Annotated in this window: 22 protein-coding genes; 16 read left to right on the top strand and 6 right to left on the bottom strand. The window is 66.8% G+C overall.

Annotated features, from left to right (window positions below):
- The first annotated feature begins 25 nt into the window (after window positions 1-25).
- The 6 genes from V7S63_RS08930 to V7S63_RS08955 all read left to right on the top strand — a co-directional run bounded on the left by V7S63_RS08930 (window position 26) and on the right by V7S63_RS08955 (window position 5,751).
- Window positions 26-322 carry a metal/formaldehyde-sensitive transcriptional repressor gene (locus V7S63_RS08930; protein WP_336529962.1) on the top strand — a complete coding sequence of 99 codons (297 nt, stop codon included), beginning with the start codon at window positions 26-28 and terminating at the stop codon, window positions 320-322.
- 32 nt (window positions 323-354) lie between these two features.
- A complete protein-coding gene (locus V7S63_RS08935) occupies window positions 355-1,467 on the top strand; it encodes an S-(hydroxymethyl)glutathione dehydrogenase/class III alcohol dehydrogenase (RefSeq protein ID WP_336529963.1) in 1,113 nt (370 codons plus the stop codon).
- Window positions 1,468-1,541: 74 nt separating this feature from the next.
- Window positions 1,542-1,952: a low affinity iron permease family protein gene (locus tag V7S63_RS08940; protein WP_091839047.1), complete on the top strand. Its 411-nt coding sequence runs from the start codon at window positions 1,542-1,544 to the stop codon at window positions 1,950-1,952.
- Between the two features lie 104 nt (window positions 1,953-2,056).
- Window positions 2,057-2,419, top strand: coding sequence for a YciI family protein (locus V7S63_RS08945; RefSeq protein ID WP_100964226.1), 363 nt, complete (start codon window positions 2,057-2,059; stop codon window positions 2,417-2,419).
- A gap of 14 nt (window positions 2,420-2,433) precedes the next feature.
- Window positions 2,434-3,684, top strand: a complete 1,251-nt coding sequence (locus V7S63_RS08950) for an RNA polymerase sigma factor (RefSeq protein ID WP_336529964.1) — start codon at window positions 2,434-2,436, stop codon at window positions 3,682-3,684.
- 81 nt (window positions 3,685-3,765) lie between these two features.
- Window positions 3,766-5,751 (top strand): hypothetical protein, encoded by a 1,986-nt coding sequence (locus V7S63_RS08955; protein WP_336529965.1) that lies wholly within the window; start codon window positions 3,766-3,768, stop codon window positions 5,749-5,751.
- A gap of 3 nt (window positions 5,752-5,754) precedes the next feature.
- Here the strand turns inward: V7S63_RS08955 and V7S63_RS08960 are convergent, their stop codons facing one another.
- Window positions 5,755-6,354 (bottom strand): dioxygenase family protein, encoded by a 600-nt coding sequence (locus tag V7S63_RS08960; protein ID WP_336529966.1) that lies wholly within the window; start codon window positions 6,352-6,354, stop codon window positions 5,755-5,757.
- A 176-nt stretch (window positions 6,355-6,530) separates the two neighbouring features.
- Here V7S63_RS08960 and V7S63_RS08965 point away from each other — a divergent pair, with 176 nt between their 5' ends.
- From V7S63_RS08965 to V7S63_RS08975, 3 genes are all read left to right on the top strand, one after another.
- Complete coding sequence (locus tag V7S63_RS08965) at window positions 6,531-7,313, top strand: outer membrane protein (RefSeq protein WP_336529967.1); 783 nt, start codon at window positions 6,531-6,533, stop codon at window positions 7,311-7,313.
- A gap of 154 nt (window positions 7,314-7,467) precedes the next feature.
- The gene (locus V7S63_RS08970) at window positions 7,468-9,141 is read left to right on the top strand and encodes a formate--tetrahydrofolate ligase (RefSeq protein ID WP_091839059.1); all 1,674 of its coding nucleotides are present in this window, start codon (window positions 7,468-7,470) and stop codon (window positions 9,139-9,141) included.
- Window positions 9,142-9,416: 275 nt separating this feature from the next.
- Entirely contained in the window at window positions 9,417-11,162 is a 1,746-nt protein-coding gene (locus tag V7S63_RS08975; RefSeq protein ID WP_336529968.1) for a sensor domain-containing diguanylate cyclase, read from the top strand.
- Window positions 11,163-11,278: 116 nt separating this feature from the next.
- Here the strand turns inward: V7S63_RS08975 and V7S63_RS08980 are convergent, their stop codons facing one another.
- The gene (locus V7S63_RS08980) at window positions 11,279-12,313 is read right to left on the bottom strand and encodes an L-idonate 5-dehydrogenase (protein WP_336529969.1); all 1,035 of its coding nucleotides are present in this window, start codon (window positions 12,311-12,313) and stop codon (window positions 11,279-11,281) included.
- Window positions 12,314-12,434: 121 nt separating this feature from the next.
- Here V7S63_RS08980 and V7S63_RS08985 point away from each other — a divergent pair, with 121 nt between their 5' ends.
- A complete protein-coding gene (locus V7S63_RS08985) occupies window positions 12,435-13,202 on the top strand; it encodes a glucose 1-dehydrogenase (RefSeq protein ID WP_336529970.1) in 768 nt (255 codons plus the stop codon).
- Between the two features lie 123 nt (window positions 13,203-13,325).
- Here the strand turns inward: V7S63_RS08985 and V7S63_RS08990 are convergent, their stop codons facing one another.
- Complete coding sequence (locus tag V7S63_RS08990; RefSeq protein WP_100964286.1) at window positions 13,326-14,012, bottom strand: glutathione S-transferase family protein; 687 nt, start codon at window positions 14,010-14,012, stop codon at window positions 13,326-13,328.
- Window positions 14,013-14,035: 23 nt separating this feature from the next.
- Window positions 14,036-14,779, bottom strand: coding sequence for a haloacid dehalogenase type II (locus V7S63_RS08995; RefSeq protein ID WP_336529971.1), 744 nt, complete (start codon window positions 14,777-14,779; stop codon window positions 14,036-14,038).
- Window positions 14,780-15,013: 234 nt separating this feature from the next.
- On the opposite strand from V7S63_RS08995, the gene gpmI reads away from it, so the two are divergent.
- Window positions 15,014-16,528 (top strand): 2,3-bisphosphoglycerate-independent phosphoglycerate mutase, encoded by a 1,515-nt coding sequence (gene gpmI / locus V7S63_RS09000; RefSeq protein ID WP_336529972.1) that lies wholly within the window; start codon window positions 15,014-15,016, stop codon window positions 16,526-16,528.
- Window positions 16,529-16,535: 7 nt separating this feature from the next.
- Here the strand turns inward: gpmI and V7S63_RS09005 are convergent, their stop codons facing one another.
- On the bottom strand, window positions 16,536-17,456 hold the full coding sequence (locus V7S63_RS09005; protein WP_336529973.1) for a LysR family transcriptional regulator: 921 nt from the start codon (window positions 17,454-17,456) through the stop codon (window positions 16,536-16,538).
- Between the two features lie 92 nt (window positions 17,457-17,548).
- Between V7S63_RS09005 and V7S63_RS09010 the strand changes: the two genes are divergently transcribed.
- From V7S63_RS09010 to V7S63_RS09025, 4 genes are all read left to right on the top strand, one after another.
- Entirely contained in the window at window positions 17,549-18,343 is a 795-nt protein-coding gene (locus V7S63_RS09010) for an NAD(P)H-dependent oxidoreductase (protein ID WP_336529974.1), read from the top strand.
- Between the two features lie 56 nt (window positions 18,344-18,399).
- The gene (locus tag V7S63_RS09015; protein WP_336529975.1) at window positions 18,400-18,615 is read left to right on the top strand and encodes a hypothetical protein; all 216 of its coding nucleotides are present in this window, start codon (window positions 18,400-18,402) and stop codon (window positions 18,613-18,615) included.
- Window positions 18,616-18,948: 333 nt separating this feature from the next.
- Window positions 18,949-19,575, top strand: coding sequence for a TetR/AcrR family transcriptional regulator (locus V7S63_RS09020; protein ID WP_336529976.1), 627 nt, complete (start codon window positions 18,949-18,951; stop codon window positions 19,573-19,575).
- 21 nt (window positions 19,576-19,596) lie between these two features.
- Window positions 19,597-20,247: a GNAT family N-acetyltransferase gene (locus V7S63_RS09025; RefSeq protein WP_336530236.1), complete on the top strand. Its 651-nt coding sequence runs from the start codon at window positions 19,597-19,599 to the stop codon at window positions 20,245-20,247.
- An 11-nt stretch (window positions 20,248-20,258) separates the two neighbouring features.
- Here the strand turns inward: V7S63_RS09025 and fliJ are convergent, their stop codons facing one another.
- Window positions 20,259-20,663 carry a flagellar export protein FliJ gene (fliJ, locus tag V7S63_RS09030; RefSeq protein ID WP_091839090.1) on the bottom strand — a complete coding sequence of 135 codons (405 nt, stop codon included), beginning with the start codon at window positions 20,661-20,663 and terminating at the stop codon, window positions 20,259-20,261.
- A gap of 236 nt (window positions 20,664-20,899) precedes the next feature.
- Here fliJ and V7S63_RS09035 point away from each other — a divergent pair, with 236 nt between their 5' ends.
- Window positions 20,900-22,102 (top strand): MFS transporter, encoded by a 1,203-nt coding sequence (locus V7S63_RS09035; RefSeq protein ID WP_336529977.1) that lies wholly within the window; start codon window positions 20,900-20,902, stop codon window positions 22,100-22,102.
- Window positions 22,103-22,147: the final 45 nt, after the last annotated feature.

A 22,147-nucleotide genomic window follows, 5' to 3' on the forward strand; every position in this document is an offset into this window, starting at 1 on the left:
TCCTGGTCGTAGGGCATGAAGCGCCATGCCGCATAGTCCTGAAGACAAGAAGCGGGCCGTCGCCCGCCTGCGCCGCATCAAGGGCCAGGCGGAGGCGCTGGAGCGCGCGGTCGAGGCGGGCACGGAGTGCAGCGCGCTGCTGCAGCAGATCGCAGCGCTGCGCGGGGCCGCGAACGGACTGATGGCCGAAGTTCTGGAGAGCCATCTGCGCGAGACCTTCGGTCTTGCGCGGGGAAGCGGGGCTCGTGAGGAAGAGACTGGTGTCGAGCCCGAAGCCGAACTCGACGGAATCATACGGATGCTGCGAACCTATCTGAAATAGGCGCGGAAAACGCTCTGAAGGAGGGTGCTGAGATGAAGACACGTGCCGCCGTGGCCTGGGAGGCCGGCAAGCCGCTGACGATCGAGACCATCGAGATCGGCGGACCGAAGGCTGGCGAGGTGCTGGTCGAGGTGATGGCGACCGGCATCTGCCATACCGATGCCTATACGCTGTCGGGCCTGGATTCCGAGGGCAAGTTCCCGGCGATCCTCGGCCATGAGGGCGCCGGCATCGTGCGCGAGGTCGGCGCCGGCGTGACGACGCTGAAGCCCGGCGACCACGTCATCCCGCTCTACACCCCGGAATGCCGCAGCTGTAAGTCTTGCCTGTCGCGCCGGACCAATCTCTGCACCTCGATCCGCGCCACGCAGGGGCAGGGGCTGATGCCGGACGGCACCTCGCGCTTCTCCTGCGATGGCGGCGAGGTCTTCCATTATATGGGCTGCTCGACCTTCGCGAACTTCACCGTCCTGCCCGAGATCGCGCTCGCCAAAGTCCGCGAGGACGCGCCCTTCGACAAGATCTGCTATATCGGCTGCGGCGTGACCACCGGCATCGGCGCGGTGATCTACACCGCCAAGGTATGGCCGGGCGCGAACGTCGTCGTCTTCGGGCTCGGCGGCATCGGCCTCAACGTGATCCAGGGCGCCCGCATGGTCGGCGCCGACAAGATCATCGGCGTCGACATCAATCCGGCCAAGCGCGCGATGGCCGAGAAGTTCGGCATGACCGACTTCATCAACCCGGCCGAGATCGGCGACGACAAGGTGGTGCAGGCGATCGTCGACCTGACCGGCGGCGGCGCCGATTTCTCCTTCGACGCCACCGGCAACACCAATGTGATGCGCCAGGCGCTGGAGTGCTGCCATCGCGGCTGGGGCGAGTCGATCATCATCGGCGTCGCCGAGGCCGGCAAGGAGATTGCCACCCGGCCGTTCCAGCTGGTCACCGGCCGCGTCTGGAAGGGCACTGCCTTCGGCGGGGCGCGGGGTCGCACCGACGTGCCGAAGATCGTCGACTGGTACATGGAGGGGAAGATCAACATCGACGACCTGATCACCCACAAGCTCTCGCTCGAGGAGATCAATCACGGCTTCGACCTGATGCACGAGGGCAAGTCGATCCGCTCGGTCGTCGTCTACTGAGCCAGCGATCTCGTCCTTCGGGAACGCCCGCACGCGATCGGGGTTGATCGGTGCGGGCGCATCCGGAGGCAGCCATGGCCAACAAGATCGCGGCGGGGAACAGCCGCTCCGTCTTCACCCGCCTGTCGCAGGCGACGGCGCATTGGGCCGGCAAGCCGCAGACGTTCTTCGCCGCCTTGGCGATCATCGTCGTTTGGGCGCTATCGGGGCCGTTGTTCGGCTTCAACGACACCTGGCAGTTGGTGATCAACACCTCGACGACGATCGTCACCTTCCTGATGGTGTTCATCATCCAGAACAGCCAGAACCGCGACACGGCGGCGATGCAGATCAAGCTCGACGAGCTGATCGACAAGATCGAAGGGGCGCGCGAGGAGCTGCTCGATCTCGAAGAGCTCGACGAGGACAAGCTCGAGGAGATGCGGGCGGAGTTCGAGGAGCTGGCACGCAAGGCGCGCGCTGCTCGCGAAGGCCGCTCCGGCTGATTTATTTTTGACGCCTGTCGAAATCGCCCTTGCTCCGGCGTCGAGGCGGCGGCGAAGGAAATCGCTCCTTCGTCCTCGACGGTCATGAGCCACAGGAGAGCGCGATGCAATACATGCTGATGTTCCGCGAAGGAGAGGCCGAGTTCGACATGCGCGACGACCCTGCCAGGGCCCCCGCGTATTGGGGCGCCTGGACGGCGTATATCGGCGCGCTCAATCAGGCCGGCATCGTGGTCAGCGGGGCGGGCCTGCAGCCGCCGCGGAGCAGCGCCGTCGTCAAGGTCCGCGACGGCCGGCGCCAGATCCAGGATGGGCCTTACCCCGATACCAAGGAGCAGCTGGGCGGGTATTTCGTCGTCGAAGTGCCCGATCTCGACGTCGCACTCGACTGGGCTGCCCGCAGTCCGGCGGCCGCCTACGGATCGGTCGAGGTAAGACCTGTCCTGCCTCCCCCCGCTGCGGCCTGAGCGCCCGGCCGACGATGGCGCAGCCGGGCGAGTTTCTGGCGGCAAGGGCGGCGGCGGAGTTAGCCGCCCGTGCCAGCTATGGCCGCCTGCTGGCGACGCTGGCGCGGCAATGGCGCGACCTCTCTGCGGCAGAGGATGCGCTAGCCGAAGCCTTCCGCGCCGCGCTGGAAAGCTGGCCCGAGGCCGGCGTGCCGGCGCGGCCGGAAGCGTGGCTGTTGACCAGCGCCCGCAATGCGCTGATCGACGCAGCGCGCCGCCGCCGGGCGCGCGCCGACGCCACACCGACATTGGCACTTGTTGCAGGGCGGGACGACGAGGGCGACAGCGGCGTCTTTCCGGACGAGCGGCTCAAACTGCTGTTCGTCTGCGCCCATCCGGCGATCGACGCTTCGGTGCGGCCGGCGCTGATGCTGCAGGCCGTGCTCGGGCTCGACGCCGCGCGCATCGCCGCCGCCTTCCTGACCTCTCCGGCTGCGCTCGGCCAGCGCCTCGTCCGCGCGAAGGCGAGGATCCGCGAGGCCGGGCTCGCCTTCGCCGTACCGGAGCAGGCGGAACTGCCGGAGCGGCTGCATTGCGTGTTGCAGGCGATCTACGCCGCCTATGGCAGCGGCTGGGAGGATGTTGCCGGCGCCGATCGCAAGCGCCAGGGTCTGACCGGCGAGGCGATCTTCCTGGCGCGGCTGGTCGCGGCGCTACTGCCCGCGGAACCGGAAGCGCGCGGGCTGCTCGCGCTCATCCTGCATTGCGAGGCCCGCCAGGCGGCAAGGCGCGACCCCGCGGGCTCATTCGTGGCGCTGTCCGACCAGGATACGACCCTCTGGTCGGCGGAGCTGATCGCCGAGGCCGAGCGCGAACTCGCCGCCGCCTCGCGCCTAGGGCGTCTGGGCTCGTTCCAGCTGGAGGCGGCCATCCAGTCGGTCCATGCCGGCCGGGCTCGCACCGGCCGGATCGACTGGCCTATCCTGGCGCAGCTCTATGAAGGCCTGATGCGGCTCGCGCCGACGCTGGGAGCCTTGACCGGGCGCGCAGCCGCCTTCGCCGAAGCGTTCGGGCCGGAGCGCGGGCTGGCAATCCTGGCTGAACTGCCTGAAGCGCAGACTGCCGGCTACCAACCCTATTGGGCGCTGAAGGCTCACCTGCTGGCGCGCACGGGCGCGGCTGCGGCCGCGCGAGAGGCCTATGGCCGCGCCATCGGCCTGGCCGAGGATCCGGCCGTACGCGGCTTCCTGCACCGTGCGCGGGAGCAGCTTGGCGATTGGCCCTGATTAGCTGCGACTGGACGCTGGCAGGCGCGAGACTATCCTTCCCTTGCGCGAGGTGGCGCGAATCGACCGGAGACGGACGCCATGCAGTGGGCTGGTCGGCGCTGGCTGGGTCTGGCCATGCTGGCCTTTGCTATAGCGAGCGCGTCCGCCGACGCCGCCGAGCCGTTGCTCGATGTCCAGGATGTCGCCACGCTGCGGCGCCTGGAAGCGACCGGCTATGCGCTGTCCGATGTGCTTGGCGGTGGCCGGGCCGCCAGTACGTCTGATCTCGCCCGCGACAGTTCGGCCTTTCGGACGATTGCCGGCCAGGTCTACGAGGACGTCACGGCACTGCGCGCCGAGATGCTGGCCAATGGCCGCAGGCTCCATGAGGTCACCGACGGCAATGTCGGCCGGGTGATCGACCTGCGCTGGCTGCGCTCGCCGATCGCGCGTTTCCAGCTGACGGCGATCGTCAACCGGCTCGACCGGCAGGACTTCGCGGCGCTGCTGGGCGAAGCCGGTTGCGGCGAGGTGCGCCTGATTTACCGGCTGGCCTATGCCTTCGACGATGCGAAGCTGAAGCGCCGGCTGGCCTCGCGCCTGCCGTTCACACTCAACGCCGTCTTCAGCGTCAAGGCGGGCGAGGGCGGCTCCTGCCGCGAGGCGGCGCAAGCCTGGTCGATCGCGCCAGGCGGCGATCCGGCCATGCTGGCGCGGCAGCTCGCCAGCGGGCCGCTCTCGCCGCAGCGGATCAGCCTCAAGCAGATCGAGCTCAACGCCCAGATCGTGCGCTTCCCCTCCGGCATGGAGACCGAGTTCGGCGGACAGGCAGCCTATCTGCAGCGGGTCTTTGCGGCATCGAAAGGGGAGGGCGGCTTGTCGCTCAAGCCCAAGCCGTTGGAGAACACGCCTGACGTCGCGAAGCTGAAGAGCGATGCCGCGCTCCGGCAGGAGCTGATCGACTATGTCAGGAGCAATCTCCCGGCGATCGACCGGGGCGTCTACCAGCTGCCCGAGCGCTTCCTGGCGACGAAGGCGATCTCCTACTCGACCTTCGGCAGTGCCCGGCTCGCCAATCACCCTTTCACCGAGGCCGTGCCGGCGGGCGCGCTGACCGGGCTCGAGTTTGGCGCCAGCCGGCTGGTGCGCAACGAGAAGGCGCTGCTGGAGCGGCTCGACAACGGCTCCTGCATGGGCTGCCATCAGGCCGGCGCCACCGCCGGCTTCCACATGTTCGGGCTCGACGACAGTTCGACCTCGGCGCTGAACCGGATCAAGACCGGTATCTCCCCGCACTTCTATTCGGAAGGCTTCCGCCGCGCGGCCTATGTCGCCGCCGTTGCCGCCGGGACCGAGCCGGAGCACTATCGCCCGCCGTCCTTCGCGCCACCGGCGAATTGGCAGGCGGAGCGGCCCTTTACCTACAAGCCGGCCGCGCTGACCATGCCCTGTCTGACCGGTGAGAGCGCGAGAGCCTTCGGCGAAGGTTGGGGCTGCGCTGCCGGCTCGGTCTGCAAGCCGCTGGTCGAGAGCAAGGCGGTCGGGATCGAGCTCGGCCAGTGCGTCAGGCTCGACGAAGCCCGCAATTTCTCCGGCCAGCCCTGCCTGACCGGTGCGATCACCACCGCTATCGGCAAGCCCTATCTCGACCGCTACCGCAAGACCGGCCAGTTCGGCGCCTTCGCCTCAGGCTTTTCGCAGACCGCCTTCACCTGCCGGCCGGCCAAGATCGGCGTTCCCGCCGGGATGGCCTATCGCCAGTGCACGCCGGCCGACCGGACCTTCGCCGGCTTCGCCAATGGCAAGGTGCCCGACGAGATCTGCGGGCTCGCCGGCGGCAAGGCCTTCGACGATTGCGTCGCGACCAACCGCTTCGACGACTGCCTGTCGCAGGCGGTGACGCGCGGCAATCGCGGCACCTGCAGCGCCACCAGCTTCTGCCGCGAGGATTATATGTGCCAGGCGATTCCGGACGACGTGCCGGGCGCGACCACGACGGTCAAGGATTACGGCTTCTGCTCGCCGACCTATTTCCTGTTCCAGATGCGGATCGACGGCCATCCCGATCCGCAGGCGCGGCTGTAGCGCTCAGGCGGCCAGCACGAAGTCGAAGCGCCCGAGCTGGCCGCCTTCTGCGGGTCGCAAGCTCATCAGCAGTTTCTGATCGAACAGGCTGTCGCGGCGGTTGCCGGGATCGTCCGGGAAATAAAGCTGGGTGGTGAGCACCGGGCTCTGCGCGCCGCCTCGCACCTTTACATGGAGATGGCGGGTGCGACCGGTATAGAGCCCGGGCGTGCGCGTGATGAACTGGTAGCGACCCTGCTGGTCGGCGAAGAGATGGCCGCGGAAGCGGAAGCCGCGGTTGTCGTACTGCCCGGATGGATCGGCATGCCAGAAATCGAGCAGGGCGCCGGGGATCGGCCGGCATTGCCGGGTCAGCACGAAGCCGCTCAGTACCAGCAGCGTGCCGTCGCCGTCGCTGCGCAGATCGGCGCGCTGGGGCGAGGACGGGGTGAAATAGGGGCCTTCCGTCTGCCGTGGGGTCGCCGTGGCGCGGCCCTCGCAAGCCGGTGTCAGCGGTCGTTCGGCTTCCTGGGCGAGAGCGTGCTCCGGCTGGGACAGTGCAGCCAGGCCAGCAGCGGACAGCAGGCTGATGACGTTGCGACGATCTGGCGACTGCTGGCTCACGACACGATCCTCCAGGAAGACTGTGTCCCATCTGCACCTTTCCGGCAAAATCAGTCTTGTACACGAACCCGTGACGGCCGATTTCACCCTTGCTTGCTCAATTTCAAGCATGCTGCATCCGGGGGGTTGATGGCTGCGTAGCATGATCTGCCACGTGGCGACGACCGGAGCTTCACATGATCAGGACTGGACTTCTCGCATCGCTCGCCATTGCGGGCTTGTCAGGCGCGGCATTCGCTGCCGATCTGCCCTCGCGCAAGGGGCCGGTCCTGGCGCCGATCGCGCCGATCTTCACCTGGACCGGCTTCTATGTCGGTGTCCATGCCGGCGCGGTCTTCACCGACAACAACATCCAGACCGAAGGCACAGCGGCGAACACCATCGCCAACGTCGCCTTCTCGCGTCGTCCGCCGAGCCTGTCGGTGAGCGATACCGGCTTCATCGGCGGCGCCCAGGTCGGCTACAACTACCAGATCGGGCAGATCGTGCTCGGCGCCGAAGCCGATTTCTCCTACACCGACCTGAAGAAGCGCGAGAGCTTCATCGGCACCACCAATGCGCCTTCCAGTTTCCGGCAGGAGATGGAGTATTTCGGCACGGTGCGCCTGCGCGCCGGCTATGCTTTCGATCGCCTGCTCGTCTTCGCCACTGGCGGTCTTGCCTATGGCGACGTCAAGAACAGCGCGACCTTCTTCAGCGCCGCGGTACCGGGCCAGGTCGACTACGTCGGCAGCCGCGACAATGTCGAAATCGGCTGGACGGTCGGTGGCGGTCTCGAATACGCCTTCACCAACAATCTCTCGGTCAAGGCCGAGTACCTCTACTACGATCTCGGCAAGCGCAAGGTGCCGGTCAACCTGCAGCCGGTCGGCCCTGCCGGCGGTTCCTATGTCTCGCGTTTCGAGAATACCGGCCATATCGTGCGCGCCGGCCTGAACTATCGCTTCAGCACCTTCTGAGGCCGAGTTGATCCCGGAAGCGGGCTTTCGCCGCGTGCGAGAGCCCGTTTTCATGGCCAGCGCCGGCTGGCGCAGACCATGATTCTTCGGCAATAGTTGCGCGCGAGGGAATCGACCGGCGAAGGCGTCCCTAGACCTAGCGCTGAGGGACGGCATGTCTACCGATATCGAGATCGCCCGCGCGGCGACGCTTCAGCCCATTGGCGCGATCGCCGAGGCAGCCGGCATCCCCGATGCTGCGCTGCACCCCTATGGCAAGTCCATCGCCAAGGTCGATACCGGGGCGATTCCGGGCTTTGCGGAGAAGCCGGACGGCAAGCTCATCCTCGTCACCGCGATCAGCCCGACGCCTGCCGGCGAGGGCAAGACGACGACGACGGTCGGGCTCGGCGACGGGCTGAAGCGCCTCGGCAAACGCACCATGATCGCGTTGCGCGAGCCCTCGCTCGGCCCCTGCTTCGGCCAGAAGGGCGGGGCCGCCGGCGGCGGCTATGCCCAGGTGGTGCCGATGGAGCAGATCAACCTGCACTTCACCGGCGATTTCCACGCCATCACCAGCGCCCACAACCTGCTGGCGGCGATGCTCGACAACCATGTCTACTGGGGCAACGGGCTCGATCTCGATGAACGCCACATCGCCTGGCGGCGCGTCGTCGACATGAACGACCGGGCGCTGCGCTCGATCGTCTCCTCGCTCGGCGGGGCGACCAACGGCTTCCCGCGCGAGGACGGCTTCGACATCACCGTCGCCTCCGAGGTGATGGCGATCTTCTGCCTTGCCCGCGATCTCGCCGATCTCGAAGAGCGGCTTGGGCGCATCGTCATCGGCCGCACCCGCAGCAAGCGCCCGGTCACGGCGGCCGAGCTCAACGCCCAGGGCGCGATGACCGTGCTGCTGCGTGATGCGCTGATGCCGAACCTGGTGCAGACGCTGGAGGGCACGCCCGCCTTCGTCCATGGCGGCCCCTTCGCCAACATCGCCCACGGCTGCAATTCGGTGATCGCGACGCGCGCCGCGCTGAAGCTCGCCGACTATGTCGTGACCGAGGCCGGCTTCGGCGCCGATCTCGGAGCCGAGAAGTTCTTCGACATCAAGTGCCGCAAGGCCGGCCTGAAGCCGGATGTCGCGGTGGTGGTCGCGACCGTGCGGGCGCTGAAGATGCATGGCGGCGTCGCCCGCGACATGCTCGGCACGGAGAACCTCAAGGCGCTGGAGGCCGGGCTTTCCAACCTCGCCCGCCATGTCGAGAACGTCAGGAAGTTCGGCGTGCCGGCGATCGTCGCGATCAACAACTTCACCAGCGATACAGCCGCAGAGCATGCGCTGATCCAGAACTTCTGCCGCAACCATCTCGGCGTCGAGGCAGTGATCTGCCGGCATTGGGCCGAGGGCGGGGCCGGTACCGAAGAGCTCGCGACCAAGGTCGCGGCGCTGACACAGAGCGGCGAGGCCGATTTCGCGCCGCTCTATCCCGATGCGATGCCGCTGCGCCAGAAACTCGAGACGATCGCGCGCGAGGTCTATGGCGCGGCCGGCATCTCGGCGGATGCCAAGGTGACCGCCCGCTTCGCCGAGCTCGAGGCGGCCGGCTACGGCAACCTGCCGGTCTGCGTGGCGAAGACGCAGTATTCCTTCTCGGCCGACCCGACCCTGCGCGGGGCGCCGTCGGGCCACACCGTGCCGGTGCGCGAACTCCGGCTCTCGGCCGGTGCCGGCTTCGTCGTCGCGATCTGCGGGGACATCATGACCATGCCCGGCCTGCCGCGCCAGCCGGCGGCGGAGCGCATCTACATCGACGCGCACGGCCAGATCGAGGGGCTGTTCTAGCGCTTCGTCGTCGTTCCGGGGCGCTGCGCAGCAGCTAGCCTGGACCCATGACCGCGACGCAATTCGAGCTCGTCATGCTCGCCCTTGTGGCGAGCATCCACGTCTTGAACGCCGCTCTCGAAGGACGAAGATGTGGATAATCGGGACAAGCCCGACCATGACGGGAAAGACGGCCCAGCCCGCCACATTCGTCAACGAAACGTAAACCATATCGCGGCCACCATGCCTCCCGAGCGATTCCGAGCATGTCGGAAGGCGCGGGAGATGCCGACGAGATGGGTTTGCTGAAAGCCTGGACCAATTCGGGCCTGAAGGCGCGTGTGCTCGTGCTCGTCCTGGCGACACTCGTCGCGATCGCCGTGCCTGCGTCCGGCATCTTCCTCTGGATGGTCAACGGCACTGTGGTGAAGCTCGGCACGCTCTTCGCCGAGAAGCAGATCCTGTTCGATCGCTATCGCGGGCTGGAAGCGCTGATGCGTGAGGTCTCGCTGGCCGAGACGGTGGCGCGCGCGCCTGTCATCGTCGACTGGGCGCAGGACGAGACCGATCCGGAGAAGGCCAAGCGCGGCCTTGCCGAGCTCGAGCACTACCGGCTGTCCTTCACCGACCGCAGCTACTTCGCGGTCGTCGACAAGAGCGGCCACTACTATTTCAACGACAAGGACAACACCTACGAGCACAACCGGCTGCGCTATACCGTCTCGCCGAGTGCTCCGCAGGATGCCTGGTACTTCAAGACGCGGGCGCTCGGCAAAGGCTGCCATCTCAACGTCAATCGCGACGAGGTGCTCTCCGTCACCAAGGTCTGGATCAACTGCATCATCCAGAAGGACGGCAAGGTGCTCGGCCTGATCGGCACCGGCGTCGACCTCACGCAGTTCATCAAGGAGGTCGTCGAGTTCCCGCAGACCGGCGTGCAGAGCATGTTCGTCGACCTGCAAGGGGCGGTGCAGGCGCATCGCGACCCGCGCGTCGTCGACTTCCACAGCCTGACCAAGGACGCCACGGCGAAGAAGACGATCTTCCGCCTGCTCGATGAGGAGGGCGACCGCAAGGCGCTCGCCGGGATGATGCAGCGTGTCGCCAAGGGCGAGGCGCTGGTCCTGTCACGCTTCATGCAGATGGACGGGCACGAGGTGCTGGTCGGTGTCGGTTTCCTCGACCGGCTCGGCTGGTTCAACGTCACGGTGATGGATGTCGACGCCATCATCGACCGCAAGCTGTTCGCGCCGCTCGCCGGGCTGATGGTGGCGATCCTCATCGCCGTGGCCGGGCTGATGACCTTCCTGTTCAAGCGCAAGGTGCTCGACCGGCTGGCATGGGTCGAGCAGGGCGTCACCAGGGTCCGCTCCGGTGATTTCACGGCCGTGGCGAAAGAGGACGGCAATGACGAGATCGCCCGGCTGTCGCGCGCCTTCAACGAGATGGCCCAGGCCGTCGGCGACAATACAGGGCGGCTCGAGGCAATGGTGCGCGAGCGTACGCAGAAGCTCGAAGAGCTGGCGCAGCACGACCCGCTGACGTCGGTCCTGAACCGTCGCGGCTTCGAGGAGGTCTTTGCGCGCGAGCAGAACCGGGCGCAGCGCCACGGCACGGCCTGTGGCCTGATCATCGTCGATCTCGACCGCTTCAAGCTTGTCAACGACGATTACGGCCACCGGGCCGGCGACGAGGTGCTGGTCGCCTGCGTGCGCCGGATGCTCCCGGCCCTGCGCAGCTACGACGCCTGCGCGCGCTGGGGCGGCGACGAGTTCATCCTGCTGATCAGCGATTGCTCGGCGCAGTCGCTGGCGACGGTCGCGAACAAGATCGCGGCGCTGCTGCGCGAGGCGCCGATCATGCTCAGCGACGGCCGGGCGGTGCCGATGACAGCGAGCCTGGGGGCGGCTATGGCGCTGCCTGAGGACAGCCTGACCGATGCCGCCGCGCGCGCCGATGCCGGGCTCTACCGGGTCAAGCATGGGGGCCGCGACGGCGTCGCGATCGATGAGACGGGTGCGATGTTGCGACAGGTTGGGTAGGCGTCATTCTCGGGCGGAGCGAAGCGCAGACCCGAGAATCTCATGACGAGAAGGTGCTGACCAGAGCCTCCTCCGGCCTGAGATGCTCGGGTCAAGCCCGAGCATGACGCGGTTCCTCAGAAGGCCAGCTGCACCTTCATCGCCTTCGACTTATCGGCTGCGAGGTCGAAGGCCTCGACAGCGCGCTCGATCGGGATCGAGGCGGTGAGCAGCGGCGAGAGATCGATGCGGCCGGACGCGATCAATTCGACCGCCCAGTCGAACTCCTCATGGAAGCGGAAGGAGCCGCGCAGGTCGAATTCCTTGGCGACGACGACGTTCATCGGAATGGTGAAATTGCCGCCGACGCCGATCTGGACGATGACCGCGCCGGGCCGCAGCGCGTCGAAGGCGCCGGTCAGCGCATGCTGGTTGCCCGAGCATTCGAACATCACGTCGAAGGCGCCCTTTTCCGCCCCGTAGTCGGACTTCAGCCGCTCCGGCTCCGCCATGACGTTGATCGCGGTGGTCGCGCCCATCTTGACGGCAGTCGGCAGCGGGCCGTCGACCACGTCGGTGACGACGATCTCGGACGCGCCGGCAGCGCGGGCCGCGACGATGGTCAGGACGCCGATCGGGCCCGAGCCGGTGACGAGAACGCGCTTGCCGAGCAGCGCGCCGGCGCGCTTGACCGCATGCAGGCAGACGGCAAGCGGCTCGGCGAAGGCCGCCTGCGCTGCACCGACATGGGCCGGCAGCTTCACCGCCTGGCGCTCTTCGATCACCAGGATCTCGCGGAAACCGCCCTGGACATGGGGGAAGCGCATGGCGCTGCCATAGAACAGCATGTCGAGGCAATGCTGCTGCTGGCCGGCCTGGCAATAGCGGCAGCGGCCGCAGGCCCGGCTCGGATTGACCGCGACGAGGTCGCCCGGCTTCACCCGGCTGACCTCGCTGCCGACCGCTTCGACGATGCCGGCAATCTCGTGACCGAGGATCAGCGGCTCGCGCACCCGGATCGTGCCGAAGCCGCCATGGAGGTAATAGTGCAGGTCGGAACCGCAGATGCCGCCAGCCTTGATCGCCACCTTGACGCCGAGCGGGCCGAGCTCCGGCACGACCGCATCCTCGACCCGCAAATCCTTCTCGGCATGGATCACGACGGCGCGCATGGCAGGACTCCTGATAAGGCGGCAGCCATGCGGCTGCGGCATTGTCTAATCGTTTTAAAGCGCTTACCCAACCGTTGAAGCACTCACAAGCAACGAGTCAGGCCGAGGCCGGGAGGATAGGATGTCGCTCAATCTGTTCAAGCTCGACGGGCGCATCGCGCTGGTCACCGGCTCCGGCCAGGGCATCGGCCTCGCCATCGCCGAGGGCCTCGCCGCTGCCGGCGCCCATGTCGTGCTGAACGGGCGCGATGCCGGGAAGCTCGAGAAGGCTCGCAGCGCCATCGCCGCCGCCGGCCGCAAGGCCTCCGTCGCCGCGTTCGACGTCACCGACCAGAAGGCGGTCGAGGCGGGTGTGGCGAAGATCGAGACCGAGGTCGGGCCGATCGACATCCTGGTCAACAATGCCGGCACACAGCGGCGCGGTGCCTTCGTCGAGTTCCCGGCCGAGGACTGGCATTTCCTGATGGCGACGAACCTGCATTCGGTGTTCTACGTCACCCAGGCGGTGGCCAAGCGGATGGCGCCGCGCAACCGCGGCAAGATCGTCAATATCGGCTCGGTGATGAGCAAGCTCGGCCGGCCGAGCATCGTGCCCTACACGGCGTCGAAGGGCGCTGTCGCCCTGATGACGCAGGGGCTCGCCGCCGAGCTCGGCAAGCACAACATCCAGGTCAATGCGATCGGCCCCGGCTATTTCGTCACCGAGCTGAACCAGGCCCTGCTCGCCGACGAGACCTTCTCGAACTGGGTCAAGAGCCGCGCTCCGGTCGGCCGCTGGGGCGAGACCAAGGAGCTGGCGGGGGCGGCGATCTTCCTGTCCTCGGAAGCCTCCGACTATGTCAGCGGCCATCTCCTGATGGTCGATGGCGGTTTGACCGCGGTGGTGTGAGCGCCAGCCGCCATGCTCGGGCTTGACCCGAGCATCTCAGGCCTGAGGAGGCGCTGGCTGGCGCCTTCTCGTCAGGAGGTTCTCGGGTCTGCGCTTCGCTTCGCCCGAGAATGACGAGCGCGCTCAGCTCTTCAGAAACGCATTCTGCGGGAAAAGGATCTTCCGCGCCTCGTCGTCGACCTCGGTCTTCCAGGCGAACTTGTCCTTGAGCGCGACGGCGCGCTGCGCCGCCGGCCGGGCGGAAATCTCGTCGAGATGGCGCCGAACATTCGATAGCTTGGCGAAGGCCTCGTCGCCGAGAGCGAACTGCGCCCGTGTCGCCCAGCCCCAGACCGCCATGTCGATCAGCGTGTAGTCGTCGCCGAGCATATAGCGGTGCTTGCCGAGCTGGTCGTCGAGGATACCCCAGTGCCGTTCGGCCTCGCGGGCATAGCGGTTGATCGCATAGGGCACCTTCTCCGGCGCGAAGCGCGAGAAGTGCACGGTCTGGCCAGTATAAGGCCCGATGCCGGTGGCGACGAACATCAGCCAGGACAGCATCTGGCCGCGCATTTCGGCTGTGTCCGGCGGCAGGAATTGGCCGGTCTTTTCGGCGAGGTAGAGCAGGATGGCGTTGCTGTCGAAGATTTTGACGTCGCCGTCGGTCAGGGCCGGGGTCTTGCCGTTCGGGTTGATCGCGAGGAAGTCGGGCTTGAACTGGTCGCCCTTGCGGGTGTCGACCGGCACCATCTCATAGGGCAGGCCGGCTTCCTCCAGGAAGAGCGCAATTTTCGCCGGGTTCGGCGAAGGGTGGTAGTAGAAGCGGATCATCATTGGTCTCCTGGGTGGAAGGCTCAGCGGCGCGCCGCCACGTAAGGAACGAGTTCGGTCAGGGCGGAAATGGTGAGATCGGCGCCTGCGCCAAGCTGCTCCTCCTGCATGCGCAGCGCCTTGAACAGGCTCTTCGGCCCGATCACCGCTGCGCCTGAGAGTTCGTCGCGCAGGGCCTGCAAGGTTACACGCTCGATGCGCGCCACCGTCATGCCGTAGGCCTTGGCGCCGGCGATGTCGAAGCCGTTGGACGAGACGAACAGGATCTCGTCGCGGGTCAGCCCGAGCCGCTCCTCGACCAGGCGATAGCCGCGCGGATCGGGCTTGTAGGTCCTGATCTCGTCGACGCTGAGCACGGTCTCCAGCAACGTGTCGATGCCGGCCTGGCGGGTGAGGTTGGTCAGCATGGCCGGGCTGCCGTTGGAGAAGATGGCGAGGCGCGTCGGGGCGAGCCCCTGCAGCGCCGCCAGCGCTTCAGGATAGAGCGCGAGCGCGTCATAGGCCGCGGCGATGCGGGCGAGAAGATCGGGACTAGCTTCGAGACCGAGTGTCTTCAGCGTGAAGTCGAGCGAGGCCTGTGTCACGCTCCAGAAGTCCTCGTAATGGCCCATCAGCGCACGCAGCCAGGTGTATTCGAGCTGCTTCAGCCGCCAGATCTGGGTGATGGTCTCGCCATGGCCCGGAAAGGCATCCTCGGTAATGCCGGCGACCGACTGGACGTCGAACAGGGTTCCATAGGCATCGAAGACGACGGCCTTGATCGGCATGGCAATCTTCCCTTCTCAAACTCAGCCCTCATCCTGAGGAGTGCCGAAGGCACGTCTCGAAGGATGTTCCAGTTGCCTCATGAGCCTGCTGAAACATCCTTCGAGACGCCGCTTTGCGGCTCCTCAGGATGAGGGCTTTGAGGAACCGCTGCGCTATTCTTAGCGCTCGCCTTGGCCGCGCGGAGCGTGATATCCGCACAAGCACTTGTTCGCAGACGCACAGGATATACGCGCATGTCCAGCCGCCCCGTCATGCTGATGATCCTCGATGGCTGGGGCTGGCGCGACGACAAGGACAACAACGCTGTCGTGCTGGCGAGAACCCCGAATTTCGACCGGTTCTGGGCCTCCTCGCCGCACGCCTTCCTGCGCACCTCCGGCCTCGATGTCGGCCTGCCTGAGGGCCAGATGGGCAATTCGGAGGTCGGCCACCTGAACTTGGGCGCCGGCCGCGTCGTGATGCAGGACCTGCCGCGGATCAACCAGGCGGTCGCAGACGGCACGCTGAAACAGGCGCTCGACGAGAGCGGGGTGATCGGGCGCCTGAAGGCCAGCGGCGGCACCTGCCATATCCTCGGCCTGGTCTCGCCGGGCGGCGTCCACGCCCATCAGGACCATGCCGTGGCGCTGGCGAAGCTCGTGGTCGCTGCCGGCGTGCCGGCGGTGGTCCACGTTTTCACCGACGGACGCGATACCCCGCCGCGCTCGGCGGCCGAGTATGTCGCGGCGCTCGAGGCGGCGCTGCCCTCTCAGGTCAAGGTCGCGACGCTGTCCGGCCGCTATTACGCGATGGACCGCGACAATCGCTGGGAGCGCGTCGAGCTCGCCTGGAAAGCGCTTGCGCTCGGCGAGGGCGAGCGGATGCCGACTGCCGGCTCGGCGATCGAGGCGGCGTATGCCGCCAATGTCAACGACGAGTTCATCAAGCCTGCAGTGATCGGCGGCTATAGCGGCATGGCCGATGGCGACGGCCTGCTCAGCTTCAATTTCCGCGCGGACCGCATCCGCGAGATCCTGGCGCCGCTGCTCTTCGCCGAATTCAGCGGCTTCCCGCGCCCGCGCATGCCCAAGCTCGTCGGCGCGGTCGGGATGACCTCCTACAGCTCCGAGCTCGATCCGATCATGCCGGCGCTGTTCGCGCCGCAAAGCCTCGCCAATGGGCTCGGCGAGACCGTGTCGAAAGCGGGCCTCAGGCAGATCCGCTTCGCCGAGACCGAGAAGTACCCGCACGTCACCTATTTCTTCAATGGCGGGCGCGAGGAACCGTTCGAGGGCGAGGAGCGCAGCATGACGCCCTCGCCGAAGGTCGCGACCTATGATCTCCAGCCGGAGATGTCGGCGCCGGAGCTGACCGGGAAGGTCGTCGCCGCGATCGAGAGCGAGCAGTACGACCTCTTCGTGCTCAACTTCGCCAATCCCGACATGGTCGGCCATACCGGCGTGCTCTCGGCGGCGATCAAAGCGGTCGAAACGATCGATGCCAGCCTCGGCCAGATCGCCGACGCGATCCTTGCCAAGGGTGGAGCGCTGCTGGTCACGGCCGATCACGGCAATGCCGAATTGATGGTCGATCCCGTCACCGGCAATCCGCACACCGCCCACACCACCTTTCCGGTGCCGGTGATGCTGATCGGCGGGCAGGCGAAGGGACTGGCCGAGGGCCGCCTCGCCGATGTCTCGCCGACGCTGCTCGCGCTGCTTGGGCTGGAGCAGCCGGCCGAGATGACCGGCCAGTCGCTCCTGCGCTGAGCAGGCCTCAGGTCGGCGCCATGCCGGGCAGGGTGGCGATCTCCGCCGCGAGGAAATCGATCAGCAGGCGCACGCGGGCCACGGCTGCTCGTTCCGGAACGATCAGCATGCTGAGCGGCACGCTCGGCAGCGTGTAGCCGGTCAGGATCGGCTCCAGCCGGCCGGAGGCGAGCAGGTCGTCGACGAGCCAGCGGTGGGTGGGGGCGATGCCGCGGCCGGCGAGCAGCGCCTCGCGCACGGCCAAGCCATGATCGACCCGCAGCCGCCCGTCGAAGGGCACGTTGTAATGCTCTCCGGCTTTGCCCGCGAAGGCGAGAACGGCGCTGCCGGCGACGTTCGTCATGCGGATGCCCTGATGCCTGGCAAGGTCGTCGGCCGAGGTCGGGATGCCATGCCGTGCCAGATATTGCGGCGCGGCGACGAACAGCCTTTGCGATTGGCCGAGAGGCCGCAGCTTCAGCGTGCTGTCGGCGAGCGGACCGAGGCGGATGGCGATGTCGATGCCCTCGCGGACGAGGTCGATGCGCTCGTCGCTGAGGCTGAGATCGATATCGATCTGAGGGTGCCGGTCCTGGAAGGCGAAGATCAGTCGCGTGAGATGCAGGACGCCGAACGAGGCGGTGCAGGACAGGCGGACCGTACCGGCCGGGGCGTCGCGGGTGCTGCGGGCCTCGTCGCTCGCCTGCTCGACCAGGCGCAGGATGGCGAGGCAGTTCTGATAGTAGCGGCTGCCTTCCTCGGTCAGCGTCACCCGCCGTGTCGTGCGGCTGAGCAGGGCGATACCGAGCGCGTCCTCCAGTTCGTTGAGATGCCGCGTCACCGAGGATTGGCCGAGACCGAGCTCGCGCGCCACTGCCGACAGACTGCCGCGCTCGGCGACGCGGACGAAGCTGCGCATGCGTTCCAGGGTGATATCCGATTTATCCATTAATCGGCATGATCATATCCATTGCACCTTTGTAGTGCAGAAACGGAGGAGCGCCTAGCTGAAAAGCCTCATCCTCCTGGAAAGGCTCCGCTATGAAGGTCCTTCTTGTTTTCGCCCATCCCGAACGCCGCTCGCTCAATGGCGCGCTGCGCGATGTCGCCGTTGCCGAACTGGAGGCCCAGGGCCATGAGGTCCGCGTCAGCGATCTCTATGCCGACGGCTGGAAGTCGGAGGTCGACCGCGCCGATTTTCCGAGCTGGCCGGAGGGCGAGCGCTTCGCCGCTGGCGCCGCCTCGAAGCAGGCTTTCGCCGAGGGGACGCTGACCGCCGACGTCAAGGCCGAGATCGAGAAGCTGCTCTGGGCCGACACGCTCATCCTGCAGTTCCCGCTGTGGTGGTACACGATGCCGGCGATCCTCAAGGGCTGGGTCGACCGGGTCTTCGCTTACGGCTTCGCCTATGGCGTCGGCGAGCACAGCGACAAGCGCTGGGGCGATCGCTTCGGCGAGGGCACGCTGGCTGGCAAGCGCGCCATGCTGCTGGTCACCGTCGGCGGCTGGGAGGAGCACTACTCGCCGCGCGGCATCAACGGGCCGATCGAGGACCTGCTGTTCCCGATCAATCACGGCATCCTCTACTATCCCGGCTATGAGGTGCTGCCGCCGCACGTCGTCTACCGGGTGGACCGGTTCAAGGACGCGGATTTCGAGCGTGAGGCCGATCAGCTGCGCGAGCGCATGCGGACATTGGCGACGACGGCGCCGATCCGCTACCGCCGCCAGAATTTCGGCGACTACCTGAGCCCAGCAATGACCTTGCGGCCCGAGCTGGGCGAGCCGGAGGCGCGCGGCTTTGCCCTGCATGTCGATGCCACGCCGACGGTCTGATCGCGCGGTGGAACTCATCAGGCGTGAGACGGTTCTCCTCCCGAGAGGATCGCCTCATGCCGAACAAGCGCGAGAATCGCCTGACCGATGCCCCTGCCGCTTTCGTGACCGCGCCGCGCCCCGGCCAGTCCGGCGCGCCTGAACAGCGGCGGGCGGGCCCCAATCCCCGCTCTGCCCATCCGACTGGGCCGCATGCCCCTTACGAGCCGGACGACCCCGATGGCCTGGCGGCTGGCAAGCACCAGCGAGACGACGTCGCCGGCAAGGGCTGACGCGTCGAGCCCATGGCTAGGTAGCCATACATGCCGGTATTGTCCCGCACTGCCAATTGTCATGCCCAGGTCGTTCCACTGAGCACTATCGCGCAGCGATGGGTTCGGCGTTGAAAAGCCGATCGGAAATCCTCGCGGAAAGGCAAATCAAACTATCGTTCGGTTTAAAATTTACGCGATGACTCTGGAATTTCAGCTTGAACGGAAAGGTTGTCACCTTGATCCTCGGCGCAAGGGAAAGTAGTGACGGCAATCATGCGCTTCCGAATGGACGCATGTTCGACCCGAAAAGGCGGCGGGTCGTCGCCAATGCTGGGGACGGGCGGATCCAGGATGAAAGCGCGCGATGCGGGAAGGCCGGCGGCGGCCGGTTCAGCGACGACGAAGCAAAGGACGATACGGGACGAGATCCTCGACGCGGCGGCTGAAATCATCGTGCGCGAGGGCTATGACGCCTGCACGATGCGGGCGGTGGCGGCGCTGGTCGATATGAAGGCCGGCAGTCTCTACTACCATTTCAGGTCGAAGGACGAGATCCTCGAAGAGATCCTCAACCAGGGCATCGAGACGCTCTATGCTCGCCTGGCCGAGACGATGCGCGGCCTGCCGAAAGAGGCTTCGTTCGCAGACCGGCTGGCCGCAGCGGTCGGGGTGCATGTTTCGAGCCTGGTCGGCAAGGACCCGACCTACATGCACGTCTATGAGCACCTGCCGCCGATCATCAAGCGGCGCAGCCGCAAGATGCGTGAGAAATACGCCCAGCTCTGGCACGATCTCTTTGCCGGCGCCGTCGCCAGCGGAGAAGCCGCTAATGGGCAGGATCTGCACCTGCTGGTGCCATATTTCCTCGGCGGGCTGAACCGCGTGCCGGAATGGATGCGCGCCAGCGGCGCCAGCAGCGACCAGGTCGCGGCGCTGGCCATCACGACCCTGCTCGACGGAATTGGCGCCAAGCGGTAGCAGAAGAGCGCCGCCGTGCCGATGCGGCCGCCGATGCAGGAAGCCGCGCCCGAGCCCATGTCCGAGACATTCGCCATCAGCCTGAACGGCACCACCGACCTGCCCGCCGGCAAGATCGCCGCGATCGTGACCTCGCTCGAGATGTTGTCCGCGCCGGAACGGCGAACCGATCCGCCGGGCGTCGAGGGCTTCTCGCTCGAGGCGATCGGGCGCGGTGACGTGGCGCGCTATCTGGCCGTCTATCGCCTGCTCGGCGAGCGCTGGATGTGGTTCAGCCGGCTGGTGAAGCCGGTGGCCGAGTTGCAAGCGATACTGGCCGATCCGCTGGTCGAGTTCTTCGCGGTCTGCTTCGGCGGGCGCGATGTCGGTCTGCTAGAGCTCGATTTCCGGGTGGAAGGCGAGGGCGAGCTTGCCTTCTTCGGCCTCGACGAGAGCGTCGTCGGCAAGGGAGCCGGGCGCTGGCTGATGAACCGGGCGCTGGAGCGCGCCTGGGCAAGGCCTATCGGCCGCTTCTGGGTGCACACCTGCACGCTCGACCATCAGGGAGCGGTGGAGTTCTACCAGCGTTCAGGCTTCTCGGCGTTCAGGCGCGGGGTCGAGGTCGTCGACGATCCGCGCCTCGGCGGTCCGATGCCACGCAGCGCCGTCCCGCATTGCCCGGTGATCGAATAGAGAGCGGGCCCTCAGGCCCGCGTGCGCAGGCCGATCGAGTCCATCATCGCCTGGTCGCGTGCGGCCTCGGCGGCACGCTCGGAGGCGCGCTCGCGGTCATCGAGGATCTCGACCTTCTTCATGTCCTCGAAGGCTTCCTGCAGCTCGCCCTTGGCCTCGTCGAGCTGGCCCTGCAGGTTGTCGGCGGATTGGCGCAGGTTGTCGCGACGGCCGAGCGCCGCCTTGGCATAGGTCGGATAGGCGAAATGGGCCGGATCGGAAATGCCGGCCCGCGTCTCTTCATTCTGGATCTCTCTGTCGAGATCTCCAGCCATACGGTTGAATTCCGCGATCATCATCTCAATCTGGCTTACCCGGCGGCGCTTCTCGTCCACCTGGAAGCGTTTGAGACGCAAAAGGGTCTCTCGCGACTTCATGTCGTGCCGAACTCCTGATTACGCATGGCAGTGCGCCGACCCCTCGGCTCGCCGCCGGAACACTCCGCGAGACGAAAAGTACAATGGGGCAAGGAGGTTGATCGTTCCTTACCAGGATCGTTCGCTTTCGATGCATGCGAAGGGTGCGTGCCGTGCCCTGCCAGGGGAGCGCGGCGCGCGCTAATCTGCGGCGAATCAAAACAAGGGGCGCGCATGCCGGCGCGCCGGAAACGTCCTTGCCCGCCTCGCGCCGCCTCCCCGAATACAGCCTGCTGCTCGCCGGCCTCGCCCTGACGCGGATCATCGGCTGGGGCTCGATCTATTATTCGCCCTCGGTTCTGGCGGCCTATCTCGAACGCGATATCGGACTCGGCCCGACAATCGTCTTTGGTGGCATCACCATCCTCCTGGTGATCGGGGCGGTGATCTCGCCGATGCTCGGGCGCCATCTCGACCGGCGCGGGACACGCCTGGCGATGGCGCTGGGAGCGGTGATCTCCGCCATGGGCCTGGCGCTGCTGGCTCTGGCGCAGGGGCCGATCAGCTATCTTGCGACCTGGCTCGTGATCGGCGTCGGCCATGCAATGCAACTCGCCAACACCGGCAACGTCACGGTGGCGCAATTGATGGGCGAGCGCACGCGCCGGGTGATCGGGCTGATGATGCTGGTGACAGGGCTCGCCTCCAGCGTGTTCTGGCCGCTGGCCGCCTGGCTCAGCGCCGATTATGGCTGGCGGGCCTGCCTTCTCGTGTTCGCGGCGATCCAGCTCGTGATCGTGCTGCCGATTCATCTGGCGATCCCGGCCTACCGTGCCAAGCCGTTGGCCGACCCCGGCCCGTCGGCGGTGCCGGCCGAGGAGCAGGGCAGGGTCCCACCCGCTCAGAGGCAGCCGATCTTCTGGCTGCTGGCATTGAGCTTCTCGGCGAGCGGTTTGGTCTCCTGGGGGCTGCCGTTGCACATCATCGGGTTGATGCAGGGCGCGGGCATTGCGGGGGCGAGCGCCGTCGCCATTGCCTCGCTGAGCGGTCCGGCGACCCTGGTGGCGCGATCCGTCGATGCGATTGCGGGCGAACGTCTCCCGGTCGAGCGGGTGGCTCTGGTGGGATTGGCGCTCGGACCGGCAGCCTGCCTATTGATGGCGGTCGCGCCCGGCTCCAGCGCATTCGCGATCACTTTCGTCGTGCTGTTCAACGCTGCGATGGGCGTGATCGCGGTCGCGCGAGCGACCCTGCCGCTGGCGTTGTTCGGCCGCAACGGCTTCGGCGCGATGCTCGGCCGCCTGACCGTGCCGCAGAACCTGACCTTCGCCGCGGCGCCGTTGCTCTTCGCGTTCTTGGTCGAGCGGCTGGGCGCGTCCGGCACGCTGATGGTGTCGGCGACGATCCAGAGCTTCGCCTTGCTTGCCATGATCGCGCTGGTGCGGCGACTGCGCGCTTAAGCCCATCTTGGAAACGACAAGGTCGGCTGTGTCACTGGCGCGATC

It is taken from the genome of Allobosea sp. CCNWLY174, from assembly GCF_037120455.1.
Taxonomy (GTDB): domain Bacteria; phylum Pseudomonadota; class Alphaproteobacteria; order Rhizobiales; family Beijerinckiaceae; genus Allobosea; species Allobosea lupini.

Bases quoted from the DNA above. Each gene is read 5' to 3' on its own strand.
- V7S63_RS08930 (WP_336529962.1), top strand. From the start codon at position 26: ATGCCGCATAGTCCTGAAGACAAGAAGCGGGCCGTCGCCCGCCTGCGC.
- V7S63_RS08935 (WP_336529963.1), top strand. From the start codon at position 355: ATGAAGACACGTGCCGCCGTGGCCTGGGAGGCCGGCAAGCCGCTGACG.
- V7S63_RS08940 (WP_091839047.1), top strand. From the start codon at position 1,542: ATGGCCAACAAGATCGCGGCGGGGAACAGCCGCTCCGTCTTCACCCGC.
- V7S63_RS08945 (WP_100964226.1), top strand. From the start codon at position 2,057: ATGCAATACATGCTGATGTTCCGCGAAGGAGAGGCCGAGTTCGACATG.
- V7S63_RS08950 (WP_336529964.1), top strand. From the start codon at position 2,434: ATGGCGCAGCCGGGCGAGTTTCTGGCGGCAAGGGCGGCGGCGGAGTTA.
- V7S63_RS08955 (WP_336529965.1), top strand. From the start codon at position 3,766: ATGCAGTGGGCTGGTCGGCGCTGGCTGGGTCTGGCCATGCTGGCCTTT.
- V7S63_RS08965 (WP_336529967.1), top strand. From the start codon at position 6,531: ATGATCAGGACTGGACTTCTCGCATCGCTCGCCATTGCGGGCTTGTCA.
- V7S63_RS08970 (WP_091839059.1), top strand. From the start codon at position 7,468: ATGTCTACCGATATCGAGATCGCCCGCGCGGCGACGCTTCAGCCCATT.
- V7S63_RS08975 (WP_336529968.1), top strand. From the start codon at position 9,417: ATGGGTTTGCTGAAAGCCTGGACCAATTCGGGCCTGAAGGCGCGTGTG.
- V7S63_RS08980 (WP_336529969.1), bottom strand. From the start codon at position 12,313: ATGCGCGCCGTCGTGATCCATGCCGAGAAGGATTTGCGGGTCGAGGAT.
- V7S63_RS08985 (WP_336529970.1), top strand. From the start codon at position 12,435: ATGTCGCTCAATCTGTTCAAGCTCGACGGGCGCATCGCGCTGGTCACC.
- V7S63_RS08990 (WP_100964286.1), bottom strand. From the start codon at position 14,012: ATGATCCGCTTCTACTACCACCCTTCGCCGAACCCGGCGAAAATTGCG.
- V7S63_RS08995 (WP_336529971.1), bottom strand. From the start codon at position 14,779: ATGCCGATCAAGGCCGTCGTCTTCGATGCCTATGGAACCCTGTTCGAC.
- gpmI (WP_336529972.1), top strand. From the start codon at position 15,014: ATGTCCAGCCGCCCCGTCATGCTGATGATCCTCGATGGCTGGGGCTGG.
- V7S63_RS09005 (WP_336529973.1), bottom strand. From the start codon at position 17,456: ATGGATAAATCGGATATCACCCTGGAACGCATGCGCAGCTTCGTCCGC.
- V7S63_RS09010 (WP_336529974.1), top strand. From the start codon at position 17,549: ATGAAGGTCCTTCTTGTTTTCGCCCATCCCGAACGCCGCTCGCTCAAT.
- V7S63_RS09015 (WP_336529975.1), top strand. From the start codon at position 18,400: ATGCCGAACAAGCGCGAGAATCGCCTGACCGATGCCCCTGCCGCTTTC.
- V7S63_RS09020 (WP_336529976.1), top strand. From the start codon at position 18,949: ATGAAAGCGCGCGATGCGGGAAGGCCGGCGGCGGCCGGTTCAGCGACG.
- V7S63_RS09025 (WP_336530236.1), top strand. From the start codon at position 19,597: ATGCGGCCGCCGATGCAGGAAGCCGCGCCCGAGCCCATGTCCGAGACA.
- fliJ (WP_091839090.1), bottom strand. From the start codon at position 20,663: ATGAAGTCGCGAGAGACCCTTTTGCGTCTCAAACGCTTCCAGGTGGAC.